This window comes from Marivivens marinus (assembly GCF_035969385.1).
Taxonomy (GTDB): domain Bacteria; phylum Pseudomonadota; class Alphaproteobacteria; order Rhodobacterales; family Rhodobacteraceae; genus SELP01.
Genome location: NZ_JAYKKJ010000004.1, coordinates 308,683 through 326,006 on the forward strand (window position 1 = coordinate 308,683; position 17,324 = coordinate 326,006).

Genomic DNA, 17,324 nt, shown 5'->3' on the forward strand with positions numbered 1-17,324 from the left:
AACGGAGCATGACATGACCAAGACCGTCGCCATTCTGGGCGCCTCGGGATATACCGGCGCCGAACTCGTGCGGATCATCGCAACCCACCCCTCGCTGCGGATCGGGGCCCTTTCGGCCGACCGCAAGGCCGGGATGAAGATGGCGGATGTGTTCCCGCATCTGCGCCATTTGGACCTGCCGACCCTTGTGACCATCGACCAGATCGACTGGTCCGGGATTGACCTTGCCTTTGCGGCGCTGCCCCACGGGTTGTCGCAGGCGCTGGTCAAGGACCTGCCGCGCAGCGTCAAGATCGTCGATCTGGGCGCCGATTTCCGGCTGCGCGATCCGGCGGACTACGAAAAATGGTATGGTAAACCCCATGACGCGCCCGAGCTTCAGCCCGAGGCGGTCTATGGCCTGACCGAGTTCTACCGGGATGAGATCAAGGGCGCGCGGCTGGTCGCGGGCACGGGCTGCAACGCGGCCACGGTGCAGTTTGCCCTGCGACCGCTGATCGAAGGGGCGCTGATTGATCTGGATGACATCATCTGCGATCTGAAGAACGGCATTTCCGGCGCGGGCCGCAGCCTGAAGGAAAACATGCTGTTTGCCGAACGGTCCACCGATGTGGCGGGCTATAGTCAGGGCGGCAAGCACCGGCATCTGGGCGAGTTCGATCAGGAATTTACCATGATCGCGGGCCAGAAGGTCGAGATTCAGTTCACCCCGAACCTTGTGCCGATCAACCGGGGCATTCACGCGTCCTGCTACGTCAAGGGGGACCCGCAGGCGATCCATGCGGCCCTTGCGGCGCGCTACGCGGATGAACCCTTTGTCGTGGTTCTGCCTTTCGGGCAGGCGCCGCAGATGGGCCATGTGGCCGGGTCGAACTTCTGCCATATCGGCGTGGTGGGTGACCGGAAACCGGGCCGGGCGCTGGTGGTGTCGACCCTTGATAACCTGTGCAAAGGGTCGTCGGGACAGGCGGTGCAGAACGCGAACCTGATGCTGGGCTTTGACGAAACATCCGGGCTGATGTTGGCCCCGGTATTCCCATAGGGGCGACAGATGGCGGGATTGAAGAACCTCAAGAAACGGCGGCGGGTGCAGGTGATCGCGCTGGCCTTCGTGGCGCTGGCAATCTCGGCCGTTCTGATCGGCTATGGGTTCAAGGACGGGATCAATTTCTTCCGCTCCCCATCTGAAGTGATCGCGGAACCCCCGTCCGAGACAGAGGTGTTCCGTATCGGCGGGCTGGTCGAGGAAGGCAGCCTGATCCGTGGGCAGGGCGAAACCGTGACCTTCAACGTCACGGATGGCGGCGCGTCGATCCCTGTCAGCTATACCGGGATTCTGCCGGACCTGTTCAACGAAGGGCAGGGGATGGTCGGGCAGGGCCGCTATGTGAACGGCACCTTCGAGGCGGTCGAGATTCTGGCCCGCCACGATGAAACCTACATGCCCAAGGAAGTCATCGACGCGCTGAAGGAACAGGGCACCTACGTCGAACCCGAGAGCTGACGGGGCGCGCAACGCGCGGTCCCCAAGCCCGGATTTAACCGATTTTCCGCAGCCTGTGCCCGATCAACAGGCGAGGCGCGGAAATGCAGACAGTCCGGCAGATAGCAGAGGCCATCGTCGCCCGCGAGGGCGGCTATGTGAACGATCCCGACGATCCCGGCGGGGCCACGAAATACGGGGTGACCATTCATACGATGCGCCGTCTGGGCCGCGATCTGACCCATGACGGTTTGATCGACGCCCGCGATGTTCAGGCCCTTGGCCGGGAAGAGGCGACTCGCATCTTTATCGACCACTATTACCGCGCGCCGGGGATCGACCGTCTGCCGCAAGCGATTCAGGCCTCGGTCTTTGACATGTATGTCAATGCGGGCAGCCATGCGGTGAAAATCCTGCAACGGTTGATCCGGGACATGCGGATCGAGATTGCGGTTGATGGGGTGATCGGGCCGCAGACCGTGCAGGCGGCCTTTGCCGCCGAAGCCGCCGCGCCGGGCCATTTCGCCGATGCCTATGGGATCGCGCGGCGCAACTATTACTACGCCTTGGCCGATGCCCGCCCGGCCAGCCGCAAATACGCCCGTCGCCGCGACGGGGGCAAGGGCGGCTGGATCCTGCGGGCCGAGGAATTCATCTCGCCCAAGTATCACCTGACGGACGCCGAACACCGGGCGCGGGTGGCGGCATGGGGCTGATGTCGAACATCCTGGGTTTCCTGTTCGGGGACGGGCGCAATGTGGTCGTTGAAACCATGGGCGCCTTCCGCGAAAACGCCGAGGCCGGGGCCGCGCGGGATGCCCGCGCTAAATCCGAAAGCCTGTCGCAATTCGCGGCGGAATTTGCCCATCCGCGAAAAGGCATCTTCGACCGGTTCATCGACGGGCTGAACCGCCTGCCGCGTCCCCTGCTGGCCTTCGGAACGCTGGGCCTGTTTGTGATGGCGATGGTTGACCCGATCTGGTTTGCCAGCCGGATGCAGGGGATCGCGCTGGTGCCCGAACCGCTGTGGTGGCTGATGGGGGCGATTGTCAGCTTCTATTTCGGGGCGCGGCATCAGGCCAAGGCGCAGGAATTCCAGCAATCCGTCGCGATCACCGCCGCGCAGGCGGGCGAGGTCAGTCGCCGGGTCCGCGCGATCGAAGCCTTGGGGGCCGGCGCCGCCCTGACCGCGCCGGGCAGCCCCGAGGATCAGGCCGAAGAGGCGATGGCAATCGCGCCCAATCCCGCGCTGACAGATTGGAGGACCGCCCGCGATGACAAATGAAGACTGGGGCCGGACCATCGAACGGCGGCTTGCTTCGCTTGAAACCCGCAATGCGGTGGACGAGGTGCACCGGATCAACGTGGAAACCCGTCTGTCGGCGATCGAGGACACGTTGAAATGGCTGGTCCGGCTGGTGATGGGGGCGATCATCATGGGCGCGCTGGCCTATGTACTGCGGGGCGGGCTGTCGCTGGGGGGCTGACTATATGCCTCAGACAAAATGTCTCGCCCCGATTTGATTGGGCTTTCCCCGCCCCTGCGCTAGAACGGGGGCATGATAGCAGAGCTTGGACATTTCACCCTGATTCTGGCGGCCCTTGTGGGGGTAGCCCAAATGATCGTCCCCATGGTCGGGGCCAGCAAGGGCTGGCGCGGCTGGATGGCCTTCGGGGACCCCGCCGCCTCGACCCAGTTTCTGCTGGTCGGCACATCCTTTGCGGCGCTGACCTATAGTTTCGTGATCTCGGATTTCTCGCTGAACCTCGTGTTCCAGAACTCCAATTCACTGAAGCCGATGCTGTACAAGGTGTCGGGCGTCTGGGGGAACCACGAAGGGTCGATGCTGCTATGGCTTCTGATCCTTACCCTGTTCGGGGCCTGTGCCAGCTGGTTTGGCGGCAATCTGCCGGCCACGCTGAAGGCGCGGGTATTGTCGGTTCAGGCGTCGATCGGGGTGGCCTTCTACGCTTTCATCCTGTTCACCTCGAACCCGTTTACCCGGTTGTCGGTGGTGCCCTTCGACGGGCGCGACCTGAACCCGTTGCTGCAGGACCCCGGGCTCGCCTTCCATCCGCCGTTCCTCTACCTCGGCTATGTCGGGCTTTCGATGTCGTTCTCCTTTGCCGTTGCCGCCCTGATCGAGGGCCGGGTCGATGCGGCCTGGGCGCGCTGGGTGCGGCCCTGGACGCTGGCAGCGTGGTTGTTCCTGACCGTGGGGATCGCGCTGGGGTCCTGGTGGGCCTATTACGAATTGGGCTGGGGCGGCTTCTGGTTCTGGGACCCGGTGGAAAACGCATCGTTCATGCCCTGGCTGATCGCCGCCGCACTGCTGCATTCGGCCATCGTGGTGGAGAAACGTGAAAGCTTGAAAAGCTGGACGATCCTTTTGGCGATCCTTGCCTTCGGGTTCTCGCTTTTGGGGACATTCATCGTCCGCTCCGGCGTCATCACGTCGGTCCATGCCTTCGCCAATGATCCCGAGCGGGGCGTCTTTATCCTGATCATCCTTGCGGTGTTCACCGGCGGCGCGCTGACCCTTTACGCCGCGCGGGCCGCGTCGATGGAGGCGAAGGGCGTCTTCTCGGTGGTCAGCCGCGAAAGCGCGCTGGTGGCCAACAACATCCTTCTGGCTGTCGCGACCTTTGTCGTCTTCATCGGCACGCTCTGGCCGCTGGTGGCCGAGGTCGTCCTCGGCCGCACCCTGTCGGTCGGGCCGCCGTTCTTCAACGCGGCCTTCACCCCCTTCATGGTGGCGCTTGCGGCGATCCTGCCGATTGGCGGCATCCTTGCGTGGAAGCGCGGGTCGTTGGCCAAGGCGATGCGGCCGCTATGGCCCGTGGTTGTGCTGGCCGTGGCCCTTGGCGGGCTGGTCTTTGCGATGCAGACCGGGCGCACGGCGCTTGGTCCAGTAGGGGTGGCACTGGGGGCATGGGTTGTGCTCGGGGCCATCGCGGACATCTGGATGCGGACCGGACGCGGGGCGCTGGCCGACCGGCTGGGTCGTCTGACCCGCCTGCCGCGCGCGGATTGGGGCAAGCTCTTGGCCCATGCGGGCCTTGGCATCACCATCTTCGGGATTGCCACCCTGATGGCCTGGGAACAGGAAGATATCCGTACCGCGCAGGTGGGCCAAACCTTTACTGTCGGCCAATGGGATATTGAATTGCGCGAGGTGCGCGAACGGGTCGAGGGGCCGAACTATATCTCGACCATGGCAGAAATGGTCGTCTGGCGCGACGGGGCCGAGGTGGCCACGCTTCACCCCGAAAAACGCTTCTACCCGGTGGCCGGAATGCCCACGACCGAGGCGGCGATCCGCAACGGTATCCTGCGCGACATCTACCTTGTGATCGGCGATCCGCAGGATGGCGGCGGCTATGCGGTGCGCACCTATATCAAGCCCTTCGCCAATTGGATCTGGGGCGGCGCGATCCTCATGGCGCTTGGCGGCATGGTGTCCCTCACCGACCGGCGGTTGCGGGTTGCGGCGGGGGCGGCCAAGACGCGGGTTGCCAGTGGCGGGGTGCCGGCCGAATGAAACGCCTGATCCTGATCCTCACGCTTCTGGCCTCGCCGCTTTGGGCGGTCCAGCCCGACGAGATCCTAGACGATCCGGCGCTTGAAAGCCGTGCGCGGGAGATTTCCAAGGGATTGCGGTGCCCGGTCTGCCAGAATGAAAGCATCGACGAATCCAATGCGGCACTTAGCCGGGAATTGCGCATCCTGTTGCGTGAACGTCTGGTGGCAGGGGACAGCGACGCCGAGGCGGTAGATTTCATCGTCACCCGCTATGGCGAGTTCGTGCTGCTGAACCCCACGCGGGACGGGGCCAACCTGATCCTGTGGTATGCGGCACCCGCGATGCTGATTATCGCGCTTGGGATCGGCTGGGCGACGATCCGGCGGCGCGGCGGCAAAGAGGCCGAGGCCCTGACCGAGGATGAAAAGGCCCGGCTGGACGAAATCCTGCGGTCGTGACGCCGGGTTTGGCTTTTCTGAACCGACAAGTTCACTAGGTTAGGCGGCAGACAAGACCGCAAAGGGATTCCAATGGAATATCAGGCCATCCGCTCTGTCCTGAAGGACGATATCGCTACCATCACGCTGAACCGGCCCGAGGTGATGAACGCGCTGAATACCCAGATGCGGGCCGAGATCACCCATGCGGTCCGCGAGGCCGAAAAGTCCGCACGTGTCGTTGTGATCACCGGCGAGGGCCGGGCCTTTTGTTCGGGGCAGGATCTGGGCGACAATACCAACGCCGCGAATATGGATTTGGAGCGGGTGCTGCGCGACGAATACGTGCCGATGCTGAACGCGATCTACAATTGCCGCGTGCCGACGATTGCGGCGGTCAATGGGGCGGCGGCCGGGGCCGGGGCGAACCTTGCGCTGGCGGCGGATGTGGTCATCGCGTCGGAAGATGCGTTTTTCCAGCAGGCCTTTACCAAGATCGGGCTGATCCCCGATGCCGGCGGAACATGGTATATGCCGCGTCAGGTTGGACTTGCCCGTGCGATGGGGGCGATGCTGTTTGCTGACCGGATCCCGGCCACGCAGGCGCGGGATTGGGGCATGATCTACGAAGCCATCGCCCCGGATGCGTTCGAGGCCCATTGGCAGGCGCGCGCCACGCAGTTGGCCATGGGGCCGACTGTGGCCTATCGACAGTTGAAAAAGGCCTTGGCCGATACTTTCGAACACACACTGGAGCAGCAGTTGTCGGTCGAGGCGAAGTTGCAGGGCCGCTGTGGCAAGACCCGCGATTTCCAGGAGGGCGTTTTGGCCTTCCTGGAAAAACGGCCACCGCACTACGAAGGGCGCTAGCGCCGCCGCAGGCTGCGGATGATGGCCTCGGCCTCGGCGGGCGGGGTCGTTTCGACCCGCCGATAGACGGACCCATCGGCGGTCCGCGTCGCAAGCCCGAGGTCGATCAAGGTGCGGCGCAGCATGACATGGTCGCCAATGTCGCTACGGGCCTTGATGACCTCGTTTACCTCGCGCTCGGTCATGGGGTGCCGGGCGGGCAGGGTGGCCCATAGCGCCCAAAGGGCAAGGGTCCGGGCCGAGGCCTGCTTGGGCCAGCGGACAAGAACCCCGCCGTCGTCAAAACACCGCAGCGCGCGTTCCATCGCGCGGCCCCGCAGGGCCGGGTCGCTTTGCACGCCGGTGTCGCGGGCATGGGCGCGCAGGTGCTGATGGTTGCGGAACCCGGCTGCGCGGGCAATCGCGCCCAGCATGGCGCTGTGTCCGGGGGTGGCGTCCGGCGGTAGGGCAAGTTCCCTTCGCAGCATCTTTGCAAAGGTCGAAAGGTCGTCAATGACGACGGGTATCGCGGTCTGCGACATGAGAGAGCACTCCTGCGTTGGTCAGTGCCGCCCGGACAGGGTCCAGGGTCGATGGCCGCCCTTGTCGATGGCACCGAAGAAGGGGTGCGATCGGTTGGTTGTAGCAGGTTTAGCGTGTCCTGTGACGGATGGCGGCGCCTGGGTGAACTGCGGACCCTGACGCCCAAATAGGAAATACCGCTGCAGATTACAAGAAGAAGGCCGCCCGGGTGGGGCGGCCTTGTCTGGTTCAGCGTCTGGTTCAGCGCTTTTCGATGTCGACGTAGTCGCGGCTCGCTTCGCCCAGATACAGCTGCCGGGGGCGGCCAATCTTGAGCTGCGGATCGGCAAGCTGCTCTTTCCACTGCGAAATCCAGCCCACGGTCCGCGCCAGTGCGAAGATCGGGGTGAACATCGAGGTGGGGAAGCCCATCGCGTCTAGGATAATGCCGGAGTAGAAATCCACGTTGGGATAGAGCTTCTTCTCGACGAAATAGGGGTCTTCCAGCGCGATCCGCTCCAGCTCCTTGGCGACCTGAAGCGTCGGGTTGTTTTCGATCCCCAGAAGCGCCAGCACCTCGTCGGCGCTTTCCTTCATCACCTTCGCACGCGGGTCGAAGTTCTTGTAGACCCGGTGGCCAAAGCCCATCAGGCGGAAGGGGTCGTTCTTGTCCTTGGCGCGGGCGATGTATTCGGGGATGCGGTCGACCGTCCCAATCTCGCGCAGCATCTCAAGACAGGCCTGGTTGGCGCCGCCGTGGGCGGGGCCCCACAGGCAGGCGATGCCAGCGGCGATACAGGCAAAGGGGTTCGCGCCCGAGGAGGAAGCCAGACGCACCGTCGAGGTCGAGGCGTTCTGCTCGTGGTCGGCGTGCAGGGTAAAGATCCGGTCCATCGCGCGGGCAAGGATCGGGTTGACCTGATATTCCTCGGCCGGGACCGCAAAGCACATGTGCAGGAAGTTCGACGCATAGTCGAGATCGTTGCGCGGATACACGAAGGGCTGGCCGATGTGGTATTTATAGGCCATCGCCGCGATGGTCGGCATCTTGGCGATCAGCCGGATCGAGGCGACCTCGCGCTGGTGTTCGTCGTTGATGTCGGTGGAGTCGTGATAGAAAGCCGACATCGCGCCGACCACGCCGACCATGGTGGCCATCGGGTGCGCGTCACGCCGGAACCCACGGAAGAAGTAATGCATCTGCTCGTGGATCATCGTGTGGCGGGTCACGAGGTTCTCGAACTTCTCCAGCTCGTCCGCCGCAGGCAGATAGCCGTAGAGCAGCAGGAAACAGACCTCAAGATAGTGGGATTTCGAGGCCAGCTGGTCGATCGGGTAGCCCCGGTGCAGCAGTTCGCCCTTGTCCCCGTCGATAAAGGTGATGGTCGAGTCGCAGGATGCGGTCGAGGTAAAGCCCGGGTCATAGGTGAACACCCCGGCTTGACCATAAAGCTTGCGGATATCAATGACGTCCGGCCCCGCGGTTGGCGAATGGATCGGCAATTCGAAGGCTTGCCCGTCAATCGTCAGCGTGGCGGTTTTGGTCGTGTCGGCCATGTATATCCCCTCGTCTCAGGAACCGGCACGCAAGGATTGCGTCCGGGCGGTTTCTTGGTCGCCGCCCGAAGCATTATCGTCAAAGTGTGACGAAAGTCTTAGGCGCCGATATCGGTCAACCGGGCGATCGTTTCGTCCCGCCCGAGGACCAGCATCATGTCAAAGACGCTGGGCGAAACAGCCCGCCCGGCGAGTGCGGCCCGCAAGGGGCCTGCAAGCTTTCCGAGCTTCGTGTCATGCGCCTCTGCGACGGCAGCCACAAGCCCTTCTAGGCTTTCGCGATCCCAGCTAGCATTTTGCAACTGCGGCGTCAATTCACTCAGTATACCACGGGATACAGAGTCGAGCGCCTTGTCGGCCTTTTCGTCCCGGTCAATGGGCCGTTTCGTCAGGATAAAGTGCGCCTTTTCAAGGAGTTCCGGGAATGTCTTGGCCCGTTCCTTCAGGCAGTACATTCCGCGCGACATGCCGTCACGCTGCTCTCCGGTCAGTGCATTTTCACCGGTGGCTGCAATAAATGCCTCTAATTCGTGCAGCAGTGCAGCATCGTCACCCGCGGCGATGTGCTGGCCACAGAGATTTTCCAGTTTCTTGAAGTCGAACCGCGCGGGCGAGCGCCCGATTCCCGGCAGGTCGAACCACTCCATCGCCTGTGCATCGGTAAAGAATTCGTCGTCGCCGTGGCTCCATCCCAGCCGGGCGAGGTAATTGCGCATGCCCGCCGCCGGGTAGCCCATCTGCTGGTATTCGGCGACACCGGTCGCCCCGTGCCGCTTTGACAGTTTCTTGCCGTCGGGCCCGAAAATCAGTGGGATATGGGCATAGACGGGCAGGGGCCAGCCCATGCCCGCATAGATCAGCATCTGCCGGGCAGCGTTGTTCAGGTGGTCGTCGCCCCGGATCACGTGGGTCACGCCCATGTCGTGGTCGTCGACCACCACGGCCAGCATATAGGTCGGCGTGCCATCCGACCGCAGCAGGATCATGTCGTCCAGTTCGGAGTTGCGGATCGTCACATCGCCCTGCACTTGATCGCGGATCACGGTTTCCCCGTCCAGGGGCGCCTTGATCCGCACAACATAGGGCGCATCGGGGTGGCTGGCGGGGTCGGCGTCGCGCCAGGGGCTGCGATAGAGCGTCGATTTGCCCTCGGCCCGCGCGGCCTCGCGGAAGGCCTGAATCTCGTCCTGCGAGGCAAAGCATTTGTAGGCCTTGCCTGCCGCCAGCAACGCATGTGCCACTTCGGCGTGCCGGTCGACACGGGCGAACTGGCTGACCGCCTCACCATCGTAGTCCAGCCCAAGCCACTCCATGCCCCGCAGGATCGCCTCGGTCGCCTCGGGGGTGGACCGTTCCCGGTCCGTGTCTTCGATCCGCAACAGGAACTTGCCGCCGCGGCCGCGCGCGTAAAGCCAGTTGAACAGCGCGGTGCGGGCCGTGCCGATGTGCATGTATCCCGTGGGCGACGGGGCGATGCGGGTGACGACCTGCTGTTCGGACATGGGGTATTAACCTTTCGCTAACCAAGGCGGATTTAGGCTTGCGGGATACTAAGGCCGGGGGGCAAGGGCAAGTCTGTCCGCAGTTGGAAGGGGATTACCCGTGGGCATCGCGCCGGGACAGCGGATGGCCGAGATCTGGATCAGGCAGCGCGGGTCGCTCTTCGGCTGGGCACCGGTGGTCTTGTCGATCGGAATCGGGGCCTATTTCACACTTCCGGTCGAGCCGTCCCTGCCACTCTACATCATCCTTGGCGGCGTGATCGCTGTAGCACTCGGCCTGTCGCGCTGGCTGCCCTTTCTGGCGCGGCCCTTGGCGGTGGCGGTCCTTCTGTTGTGCTTCGGGCTGGTCTGGGCGGGAATTCGGGCGCAGTCGGTCGCGGCCCCGGTCTTGGGCTTTCGGTATTATGGCACGATCGAAGGGCGGATCGTCGTCGTGGACAGGTCGCAATCGGACGCGGTGCGCCTGACGCTGGACCGTGTGGTTCTGGACCGGATGGATCCGGACCGGCGGCCAGACCGGGTGCGGGTGTCGCTGCACGGGCAACAGGGGTTCATCGACCCGGTGCCGGGGATGCGGGTGATGATGACCGGGCATCTGTCGCCCCCTTCCGGCCCGGTCGAGCCGGGGGGATTTGATTTCCAGCGCATGGCCTGGTTCGACCGACTAGGCGCTGTGGGATACACCCGCACGCCGGTTCTGGCGCTTGCGCCACCGGAAGGCGGGGCAGAGCTGTGGCTCTACCGGTTGCGCATGTCCATCTCTGCCGGGGTTCAGGCGCGGTTGCCGGGGGAAACCGGAGCCTTCGCGGCGGCGATCCTGACCGGCGACCGATCCGGCATGGGGCGCGACACGCTGGACGATCTGCGCGCCACGAACCTTGCGCATCTTCTGGCCATCTCTGGGCTGCATATGGGGTTGCTGACCGGATTTGTCTTTGGCGCGGTCCGGCTGGGGCTGGTTCTGGTGCCGGGGTTGGCCCTGCGCAGGCCGGTCAAGAAATACGCCGCAGTGGCCGGGTTGCTGGCCGGCGCCTTCTATCTGGCCCTCTCGGGCGGGAACGTGGCGACCATGCGGGCCTTTGTCATGGTGGGGGTGATGTTCGTCGCGGTTCTGCTCGACCGGCGGGCCCTGACCCTGCGGGCGGTGGCGATTGCCGCGCTGATCGTGCTTGCGCTGCATCCAGAGGAATTGACCGGCCCGGGGTTCCAGATGTCATTCGCCGCAACCACGGCGCTGGTGGCGGTGTTCGGGGCGCTGCGGGGGCGGACCGACTGGCTGCCGCGCTGGCTGCGCCCGGTGTTTGCGGTGGTCGTGTCGTCCGCCGTGGCGGGGCTGGCGACTGCGCCCATTTCGGCGGCGCATTTCAACCAGATTTCCCATTTTGGCCTGATCGCGAACCTGCTGTCCGTGCCGCTGATGGGGGTGCTGGTGATGCCTGCCGCCGTGCTGACCGCCTGCCTGTCGCTGATCGGATTGGAAGGCGTCGGGCTATGGCTGATGGATCTGGGCCTGCGCTGGATTCTGGGGGTTTCGCACCGGATAGCCGATTGGGACGGGGCGCTTGGCCATGTGCCCAGCCCGGGCGGCTGGGTGCTGCCGCTGATCGCGCTGGGGGGGCTGTGGCTGATCCTCTGGCAGGGGCGCTGGCGTTGGGCTGGGCCGCTGGTGATTGGCTGGGGGTTCTGGCTCTGGTCTGGGGTAGACAGGCCTGAACTGCTGGTCACGGACACGGGCGGGTTGATGGGGCTGATGACGGCGGAGGGGCGGGCGCTGTCTCGGCCCACGGGTGACGGGTTCGCGGCGACGGCCTGGCTGGAAAATGATGGGGCGCCCGTTGCGCAGGAGGTCGCGGCGGCACGGCCCGGGATCGAGGCGTCGGGGCGGGAATGGCGGGTCCGGCTGGGGGCGGGAACCGTTTTACTGGTGCGTGGCAAGACCGCGCTGGAGGCGCTGGTGGGGTGTGGCGGGGCCGAGGTGTTGATCACCGATCAGCGGCTGGCGGGCGATCGTCCCTGTATCACCTATGACGCAAACCGATTGCGGGCGACCGGCGCGCTGTCGATCCGAGAGGGCGCGGAGGGGCTGGAGATCGCCACCGCCCACGAGGTGGTGGGCGAGCGTCTGTGGAACGGCGGGGCCGCGCCCCTTAGCCTGCCATGGCGGCCCTGAACCGCAGCAGCGTTGCAGCCGGATCGTCGGTGCCCCAGATTTCATCGCCGATGCCAAAGAAATCCGTATGCGGGGCGATGGCGCGGATCAGATCCTCGTCCAGCGCGCCCTCGGCCACGACCGGAACTTCGATCATCTGGCTCCACCATTCGAAGAGTTCAACCTCGGCCCGGGTGCCGGTGCCAAGCGGGCTGTTGCCGACCGGTCCGAAAGACACATAATCCGCGCCCAGTTCCCCGGCGGTCATCCCGTCGTGGCGGGAATTGCCGCAGAAGGTGCCGACGATAGCATCCGCGCCCAGATCCTTGCGGGTCTTGCGGACCGAGCGCGACCCATCGGTCAGGTGGACCCCGTCAAGGCCCAGCCGTTCGACCATCAGCACATGGCTGTCGATCACCAGTGCCACGTCGCGGGCATGGGTCACTTCGCGCAGGGCGTCGGCGGCGCGTGACAGGCGGTCTTCGTCACGGGTGGCAAGGGCGAGCCGGACACAGGCGACCTCGGTCGCGTCAAGGCAGGCGGCCAGACGGTCGGGATAGCCCGACAGGTCAAACTCGGGCGGGGTGATGAGGTAGATCTGTGGCAGGTCGGTGTCGTCGCTCATGTCCTTGCCCCCTTTGGCCTTTGTCCGGTTCCGCGCCGCTATAGCCCAAGGAACGTGAGGGCGGAAGGGGGATGGTGGGTCAGGACCCACCTTACAGGTGGCGCCGATTTCGTAAGGTGGGTCTTGACCTACCTATGCCTGCCTGTCCCTTGTCAGCCGCGCCGCCCCGGCCTATCAGGCGGCACGACGTGCAAGGAGCCCGCCATGACCAGCCCGACCCCGCAACCCGCCTTTGTCCTGATCCGACCGCAGATGGGCGAAAACATAGGCGCGGCCGCCCGGGGCATGTGGAATTTCGGGCTGGACCGGATGCGGATCACCAGCCCGCGCGACGGTTGGCCCAATTCGCGGGCGGTGGCCATGGCCTCGGGCGCGGGGCGGCTTCTGGACGAGGCACAGCTGTTCGATACCACGGCCGAGGCGGTGGCCGATTGCACCTATGTCTACGCTACCACCGCGCGCCCCCGCGGGCTGACCAAACCGGTTCTCAGCCCCGAAGAAGCGTTGCGCGATGCCGCCGCCCGGACCCGCGAGGGCCAGAAGGTTGCGGTGATGTTCGGGCCGGAACGGGCTGGGATGGAAAACGATGACATCGCGCTGGCAAATGCGATCATCAACGTGCCGGTGAACCCCGAGTTCTCCTCGCTCAACCTTGCGCAATGTGTCCTGCTCTGTGGCTACGAATGGCGGCGTGCCAGCACCGAGGTCGTGGCGTCGCGCATGGAAATGGCTGGCGAATGGGCCGAGCAGCACGAGGTCGAAAAGCTGGCGGAACATTACGAGGAGCGGCTGGACGAGGCCGGGTTCTTCTACCCCGAGCACAAGGCGCCCTCGATGAAGCTGAACCTGCGCAACCTTTGGTCCCGGATGCCGCTGACCCGGCATGACGTGCAGATGTTGCACGGTGTGATGCGGCAGATGGTGCGGTGGAAGGAGCGAGGGTAAACAACCCCAGGACTTGAGGCCCATGTCCGGCGGTTTGGCGCCCGAACCGCTCCAACGGGGCGGGCGTGGATCCAGATCACTCAGACGGGGGCCTTCCCAACCCGTTCCTACGCCCAGTCCGGTTTCCGTTTTTCCAGAAAGGCCGTGATCCCTTCGTCGGTGTCCCGGTTCAGCATGTTTTCCACCATCACCGCGCCGGAATAGGCATAGGCCTCGGCGGTGGTCAGTGTGGACTGTTCGTAGAAGGCCCGTTTGCCCACGCGCACCGCGCTGGCCAGTTTCGTGGCCACGGTTTCAGCCAGATCGCGTGTGGCGGCGGCCAGTTGCTCCGCCGGGACCGCCTTGTTGATCAGGCCGATCTCCCTGGCCTCGTCCGTGTCGATCAGCCGCCCCGTTGTCAGCATTTCGAACGCGGCCTTGCGTGGCACGTTGCGGGTCAGCGCCACCATGGGCGTTGAACAGAACAACCCGATGTTGACCCCGTTGACCCCAAACCGCGTGCCCTCGGCCGCCACCGCCATGTCACAGGTGGCGACAAGCTGGCAGCCCGCGGCGACCGCGACCCCATGCACCTGCGCGATGACCGGCTGCGGGATCGTCTGGATCGTCTGCATGACCTTTGAACAGCGCGCGAACAGATCGGCGAAATAGGCGGCACCGGCGTCTTCAGCCTGCCGCCCGGCCTGCATTTCCTTCAGGTCGTGCCCGGCGCAGAAGGCCTTGCCCGCGCCGGACAGGATCACCGCGCGGATGTCGGGCGACGCGCCGATGTCGTCGAGTTCCTCCTGCAGCGCGGCAAGCATCCCGTCGGACAGGGCGTTCAGCCGGTCGGGCATCGCCATGTGCAAATGGGCCACGCCGCCGCTGACGTTGCGTTCGATATGGGTCATGGCCTTGTTCCTCCTGCCGGTTTCCGGGCAACCTTAGGCCAGTCAATGGGGCAGGGGAAGCCGATGCAGATCGTGATGGACAAAGGGTCGCTGGAGGCGTTCCTGATTGAACATTTCCCGCAGGTCGGGCCGGAGTTTGCGATCGACGCCGTGACCGAGGAGGGTATCCGGGTCCGGTTGCTAACCGATGACAAACACCTGCGTCCCGGTGGCACCATTTCCGGCCCGTCGATGTTCGCGCTGGCCGATGTGGGGGTCTACCTTGCCATCCTCAGCCGGATCGGGCCAAAGGCACTTGCGGTGACAACGAATTGTTCCATTGATTTCATGCGCAAACCGGTGGCTGGCGCCGACCTTGTGGCCGATGTGCGCCTGCTCAAGCTGGGTCGGGTCCTGGCGGTCGGGGATGTCCTGATGCGGTCGAACGGGGAAGGGGAGCCTGTTGCGCGGGCCTCGATGACCTATTCGATCCCTCCGAAATGATGGGGTAAAATAATACCTATTTTGCAAGCCATTGTAATTGCTTGATTTATTCGGATAACTCCCGCTTGACTGCGCAATCGGGCCCTATATAACCCGCCCATCCCAATGACGGGCAGGTTTCTGCCCCCACAACGCATCTGGTGAACAATGAAAACCTTTTCTGCTACTCCGGCAGACATCGACAAGAAATGGATCCTGATCGACGCTGAAGGCGTTGTTCTGGGCCGTCTTGCCTCGATCGTCGCCATGCGGCTGCGCGGCAAGCACAAGCCGTCCTTCACCCCCCACATGGACATGGGTGACAACGTTATCGTCATCAACGCCGACAAGGTTCAGCTGACCGGCAACAAGCGGTCGGACAAGATCCATTACTGGCACACCGGGCACCCGGGCGGCATCAAGAACCGTTCGGCCGGTCAGATCCTCGAAGGGGAACACCCCGAGCGTCTGGTCACGCTGGCTGTCAAGCGCATGCTGCCGGGCAACCGCCTGAGCCGCAAGCAGATGACCAACCTGCGCGTCTTCGCCGGTGCCGAGCACGGCATGGAAGCTCAGAAGCCCGAAGTTCTGGACGTCAAGTCCATGAACAAGAAGAACACGAGGGTCTAAGACATGGCTGATCAGATCAATTCGCTCGAAGAGCTGGGCGCCGCCACTGGTGAAGCCGTGGTTGAAGTTTCCGCCCCCCGCGAGCCGGTTCGTGACGAACTGGGCCGGTCCTATGCCACTGGCAAGCGGAAAGACGCGGTTGCCCGCGTCTGGATCAAGCCGGGTTCCGGCAAGGTCACCGTCAACGGCAAGGAGCAGAAGGAATACTTCGCCCGTCCCGTGCTGCAGATGATCCTGCGCCAGCCGTTCCAGGTTGCCGGCGTCGACGGACAGTTCGACGTCTACGCTACCGTCAAGGGCGGCGGCCTCTCCGGTCAGGCCGGTGCGGTCAAGCACGGCATCTCCAAGGCGCTGCAGCTGTACGATCCGTCGCTGCGCGGTGCCCTGAAGGCCGCTGGCTTCCTGACCCGCGACAGCCGCGTCGTTGAACGTAAGAAGTACGGCAAGCGCAAAGCCCGCCGGTCCTTCCAGTTCTCCAAGCGCTGATCCTTCACAGGATATAAATTGGAAAAGGCCCGTGCGATGCGCGGGCCTTTTTCGTTATCCGAACTTGCGGCGGATCAACCGCAGGGCGGGCCGTTCGATCAATCGCATCAGAAGGGCGGCGACCCCAAGGCTGATAATTGCGGTGACGATCCAAGTGGCCATCACATGGCCCGTGGTCGCCTGTCCCAAAAGCTCGTGATCCGTCCCCCGGAACACAAGGATCGCGCCCACCGCCAGAAGCGGCATGTGAAACAGGTAGATCCCGAAGATATTCACCGAAAACGGCCGCGCGATCCGCGCAAGCCGGTCGGACGCACCCCAACCCCGCGCCAGCCCAACCCACAGCAGCAGCGCCGCGCCGATGGAAAACACAGGGATCGCCAGCCCGAAATAGAGCCTCCACGGGGTTTCCGCATCCGGCATTACCACCCCGAGCCACGAGGTTGGATCATGCGCCGGGATGCCTGCCGTGACCCAGCACAGAACGGCGCCGACCAGACCCAGCAGCAGGGCGTTGCGATCGGCGAAGGTCATTGCCCATTCCCGATGCCGCACGAGACCCCAGGCCAGTCCCAGCCCCGCGATGAAGGGCGGCAGCCGGAACCAGAGCCGGAAATACAGTTCGAACCCCGCATCGGTGGGTTGTCGGGTGGCGTAGAGGTCGTGCAGCATCCATGCGAAGGGATTGTCGCTGGCCCAGATGAACCCAAGCCGGGCCAATGCGCTGGCGACAAAGGCAACACCGATCCAGAACAGCGGTCGCTTGGTCCGAAACAACCCGGCCACAGCGAAGGGCAGGAGGATATAGACGATCATCATCACTTCCATGGTCCAGCCGACGGGGACCACGTTCATGTCATCGACGATATAGCCCACGAAGGCCGCCGATTGCAGGATTTGCAATGCTGTCGCCCCCCCGGCCAGCCCGAAGAACAGAACCGCGAACCAGTAGAGCGGCAGGATGCGGCTAACCCTGCGGACGTAGTAGTTGCGCAGGTCGATCCGGCCCGCCGCGTGCCGTTCGGAAATCAGACCGACCCCCAAGAGGAAAGCCGAGACCAAAAACACAAGGTCCACGCCAAAGGCCTGCCACGCGAAATCCAGGACGCCGGGCAGGCGGGCGACCACGCCGGGCAGGTCCTCGGGCGGGGCAAATCGGATGATGCCGAACAGCACGTGGAACAGCACCACCTGCAGAATCGCCACGGCGCGGAACAGGTCGATCCAGTTGCGGGCGGCCTTGTCATCAAGAATGGGTGTCAT

At 64.3% G+C, this 17,324-nt stretch carries 19 protein-coding genes; 13 read left to right on the forward strand and 6 right to left on the reverse strand.

Annotation, left to right across the window (positions count from 1 at the left end; translation table 11 throughout):
- The first annotated feature begins 13 nt into the window (after positions 1–13).
- From argC to U3648_RS08590, 8 genes are all read left to right on the forward strand, one after another.
- On the forward strand, positions 14–1,042 hold the full coding sequence (argC, locus tag U3648_RS08555) for an N-acetyl-gamma-glutamyl-phosphate reductase (protein WP_420858815.1): 1,029 nt from the start codon (positions 14–16) through the stop codon (positions 1,040–1,042).
- 18 nt (positions 1,043–1,060) lie between these two features.
- Complete coding sequence (gene ccmE / locus U3648_RS08560; protein WP_420858910.1) at positions 1,061–1,504, forward strand: cytochrome c maturation protein CcmE; 444 nt, start codon at positions 1,061–1,063, stop codon at positions 1,502–1,504.
- An 83-nt stretch (positions 1,505–1,587) separates the two neighbouring features.
- Positions 1,588–2,199, forward strand: coding sequence for a holin-associated N-acetylmuramidase (locus U3648_RS08565; RefSeq protein WP_420858816.1), 612 nt, complete (start codon positions 1,588–1,590; stop codon positions 2,197–2,199).
- A complete protein-coding gene (locus tag U3648_RS08570) occupies positions 2,190–2,768 on the forward strand; it encodes a holin family protein (protein ID WP_420858817.1) in 579 nt (192 codons plus the stop codon). Before U3648_RS08565 ends, U3648_RS08570 begins: the two co-directional genes overlap by 10 nt.
- Positions 2,758–2,970, forward strand: a complete 213-nt coding sequence (locus U3648_RS08575) for a hemolysin XhlA family protein (protein ID WP_129680945.1) — start codon at positions 2,758–2,760, stop codon at positions 2,968–2,970. Before U3648_RS08570 ends, U3648_RS08575 begins: the two co-directional genes overlap by 11 nt.
- A 72-nt stretch (positions 2,971–3,042) precedes the next feature.
- Complete coding sequence (locus U3648_RS08580; RefSeq protein ID WP_420858818.1) at positions 3,043–5,025, forward strand: heme lyase CcmF/NrfE family subunit; 1,983 nt, start codon at positions 3,043–3,045, stop codon at positions 5,023–5,025.
- Positions 5,022–5,465, forward strand: coding sequence for a cytochrome c-type biogenesis protein (locus U3648_RS08585; protein ID WP_420858819.1), 444 nt, complete (start codon positions 5,022–5,024; stop codon positions 5,463–5,465). Before U3648_RS08580 ends, U3648_RS08585 begins: the two co-directional genes overlap by 4 nt.
- A gap of 72 nt (positions 5,466–5,537) precedes the next feature.
- Entirely contained in the window at positions 5,538–6,314 is a 777-nt protein-coding gene (locus U3648_RS08590) for an enoyl-CoA hydratase-related protein (RefSeq protein ID WP_420858820.1), read from the forward strand.
- Here U3648_RS08590 and U3648_RS08595 read toward each other — a convergent pair.
- The 3 genes from U3648_RS08595 to gltX form a co-directional block, all read right to left on the reverse strand.
- Positions 6,311–6,835, reverse strand: a complete 525-nt coding sequence (locus tag U3648_RS08595; RefSeq protein WP_420858821.1) for a DUF2087 domain-containing protein — start codon at positions 6,833–6,835, stop codon at positions 6,311–6,313. The genes U3648_RS08590 and U3648_RS08595 overlap by 4 nt on opposite strands.
- Before the next feature lie 241 nt (positions 6,836–7,076).
- On the reverse strand, positions 7,077–8,372 hold the full coding sequence (locus tag U3648_RS08600; protein ID WP_420858822.1) for a citrate synthase: 1,296 nt from the start codon (positions 8,370–8,372) through the stop codon (positions 7,077–7,079).
- Positions 8,373–8,470: 98 nt separating this feature from the next.
- Positions 8,471–9,874, reverse strand: coding sequence for a glutamate--tRNA ligase (gltX, locus tag U3648_RS08605; RefSeq protein ID WP_420858823.1), 1,404 nt, complete (start codon positions 9,872–9,874; stop codon positions 8,471–8,473).
- 100 nt (positions 9,875–9,974) lie between these two features.
- Here gltX and U3648_RS08610 point away from each other — a divergent pair, with 100 nt between their 5' ends.
- Positions 9,975–12,044, forward strand: a complete 2,070-nt coding sequence (locus tag U3648_RS08610) for a ComEC/Rec2 family competence protein (protein ID WP_420858824.1) — start codon at positions 9,975–9,977, stop codon at positions 12,042–12,044.
- Here U3648_RS08610 and U3648_RS08615 read toward each other — a convergent pair.
- Positions 12,022–12,648: a thiamine phosphate synthase gene (locus U3648_RS08615; protein ID WP_420858825.1), complete on the reverse strand. Its 627-nt coding sequence runs from the start codon at positions 12,646–12,648 to the stop codon at positions 12,022–12,024. The two genes, U3648_RS08610 and U3648_RS08615, sit on opposite strands and share 23 nt — an antisense overlap.
- A gap of 204 nt (positions 12,649–12,852) precedes the next feature.
- On the opposite strand from U3648_RS08615, the gene U3648_RS08620 reads away from it, so the two are divergent.
- Positions 12,853–13,593, forward strand: coding sequence for an RNA methyltransferase (locus U3648_RS08620; protein ID WP_420858826.1), 741 nt, complete (start codon positions 12,853–12,855; stop codon positions 13,591–13,593).
- Between the two features lie 107 nt (positions 13,594–13,700).
- Here U3648_RS08620 and U3648_RS08625 read toward each other — a convergent pair whose 3' ends face one another.
- Positions 13,701–14,483 carry an enoyl-CoA hydratase gene (locus U3648_RS08625; protein WP_420858827.1) on the reverse strand — a complete coding sequence of 261 codons (783 nt, stop codon included), beginning with the start codon at positions 14,481–14,483 and terminating at the stop codon, positions 13,701–13,703.
- A gap of 63 nt (positions 14,484–14,546) precedes the next feature.
- Between U3648_RS08625 and U3648_RS08630 the strand changes: the two genes are divergently transcribed.
- The 3 genes from U3648_RS08630 to rpsI all read left to right on the forward strand — a co-directional run bounded on the left by U3648_RS08630 (position 14,547) and on the right by rpsI (position 16,061).
- Entirely contained in the window at positions 14,547–14,966 is a 420-nt protein-coding gene (locus U3648_RS08630) for a PaaI family thioesterase (RefSeq protein ID WP_420858828.1), read from the forward strand.
- 147 nt (positions 14,967–15,113) lie between these two features.
- Positions 15,114–15,575, forward strand: coding sequence for a 50S ribosomal protein L13 (gene rplM / locus U3648_RS08635; RefSeq protein WP_420858829.1), 462 nt, complete (start codon positions 15,114–15,116; stop codon positions 15,573–15,575).
- Between the two features lie 3 nt (positions 15,576–15,578).
- Positions 15,579–16,061, forward strand: coding sequence for a 30S ribosomal protein S9 (rpsI, locus tag U3648_RS08640; protein WP_129680969.1), 483 nt, complete (start codon positions 15,579–15,581; stop codon positions 16,059–16,061).
- 54 nt (positions 16,062–16,115) lie between these two features.
- Here the strand turns inward: rpsI and U3648_RS08645 are convergent, their stop codons facing one another.
- The gene (locus U3648_RS08645) at positions 16,116–17,324 is read right to left on the reverse strand and encodes an acyltransferase family protein (protein WP_420858830.1); all 1,209 of its coding nucleotides are present in this window, start codon (positions 17,322–17,324) and stop codon (positions 16,116–16,118) included.

What these genes read in the sequence shown, in the direction of transcription:
- rpsI (WP_129680969.1), top strand. Translation starts at nt 15,579, where the DNA reads ATGGCTGATCAGATCAATTCGCTCGAAGAGCTGGGCGCCGCCACTGGT.
- U3648_RS08585 (WP_420858819.1), top strand. Translation starts at nt 5,022, where the DNA reads ATGAAACGCCTGATCCTGATCCTCACGCTTCTGGCCTCGCCGCTTTGG.
- rplM (WP_420858829.1), top strand. Translation starts at nt 15,114, where the DNA reads ATGAAAACCTTTTCTGCTACTCCGGCAGACATCGACAAGAAATGGATC.
- U3648_RS08570 (WP_420858817.1), top strand. Translation starts at nt 2,190, where the DNA reads ATGGGGCTGATGTCGAACATCCTGGGTTTCCTGTTCGGGGACGGGCGC.
- argC (WP_420858815.1), top strand. Translation starts at nt 14, where the DNA reads ATGACCAAGACCGTCGCCATTCTGGGCGCCTCGGGATATACCGGCGCC.
- U3648_RS08630 (WP_420858828.1), top strand. Translation starts at nt 14,547, where the DNA reads ATGCAGATCGTGATGGACAAAGGGTCGCTGGAGGCGTTCCTGATTGAA.
- U3648_RS08565 (WP_420858816.1), top strand. Translation starts at nt 1,588, where the DNA reads ATGCAGACAGTCCGGCAGATAGCAGAGGCCATCGTCGCCCGCGAGGGC.
- U3648_RS08590 (WP_420858820.1), top strand. Translation starts at nt 5,538, where the DNA reads ATGGAATATCAGGCCATCCGCTCTGTCCTGAAGGACGATATCGCTACC.
- U3648_RS08620 (WP_420858826.1), top strand. Translation starts at nt 12,853, where the DNA reads ATGACCAGCCCGACCCCGCAACCCGCCTTTGTCCTGATCCGACCGCAG.
- gltX (WP_420858823.1), bottom strand. Translation starts at nt 9,874, where the DNA reads ATGTCCGAACAGCAGGTCGTCACCCGCATCGCCCCGTCGCCCACGGGA.
- U3648_RS08580 (WP_420858818.1), top strand. Translation starts at nt 3,043, where the DNA reads ATGATAGCAGAGCTTGGACATTTCACCCTGATTCTGGCGGCCCTTGTG.
- U3648_RS08615 (WP_420858825.1), bottom strand. Translation starts at nt 12,648, where the DNA reads ATGAGCGACGACACCGACCTGCCACAGATCTACCTCATCACCCCGCCC.
- U3648_RS08595 (WP_420858821.1), bottom strand. Translation starts at nt 6,835, where the DNA reads ATGTCGCAGACCGCGATACCCGTCGTCATTGACGACCTTTCGACCTTT.
- U3648_RS08625 (WP_420858827.1), bottom strand. Translation starts at nt 14,483, where the DNA reads ATGACCCATATCGAACGCAACGTCAGCGGCGGCGTGGCCCATTTGCAC.
- U3648_RS08575 (WP_129680945.1), top strand. Translation starts at nt 2,758, where the DNA reads ATGACAAATGAAGACTGGGGCCGGACCATCGAACGGCGGCTTGCTTCG.
- U3648_RS08600 (WP_420858822.1), bottom strand. Translation starts at nt 8,372, where the DNA reads ATGGCCGACACGACCAAAACCGCCACGCTGACGATTGACGGGCAAGCC.
- U3648_RS08645 (WP_420858830.1), bottom strand. Translation starts at nt 17,324, where the DNA reads ATGACACCCATTCTTGATGACAAGGCCGCCCGCAACTGGATCGACCTG.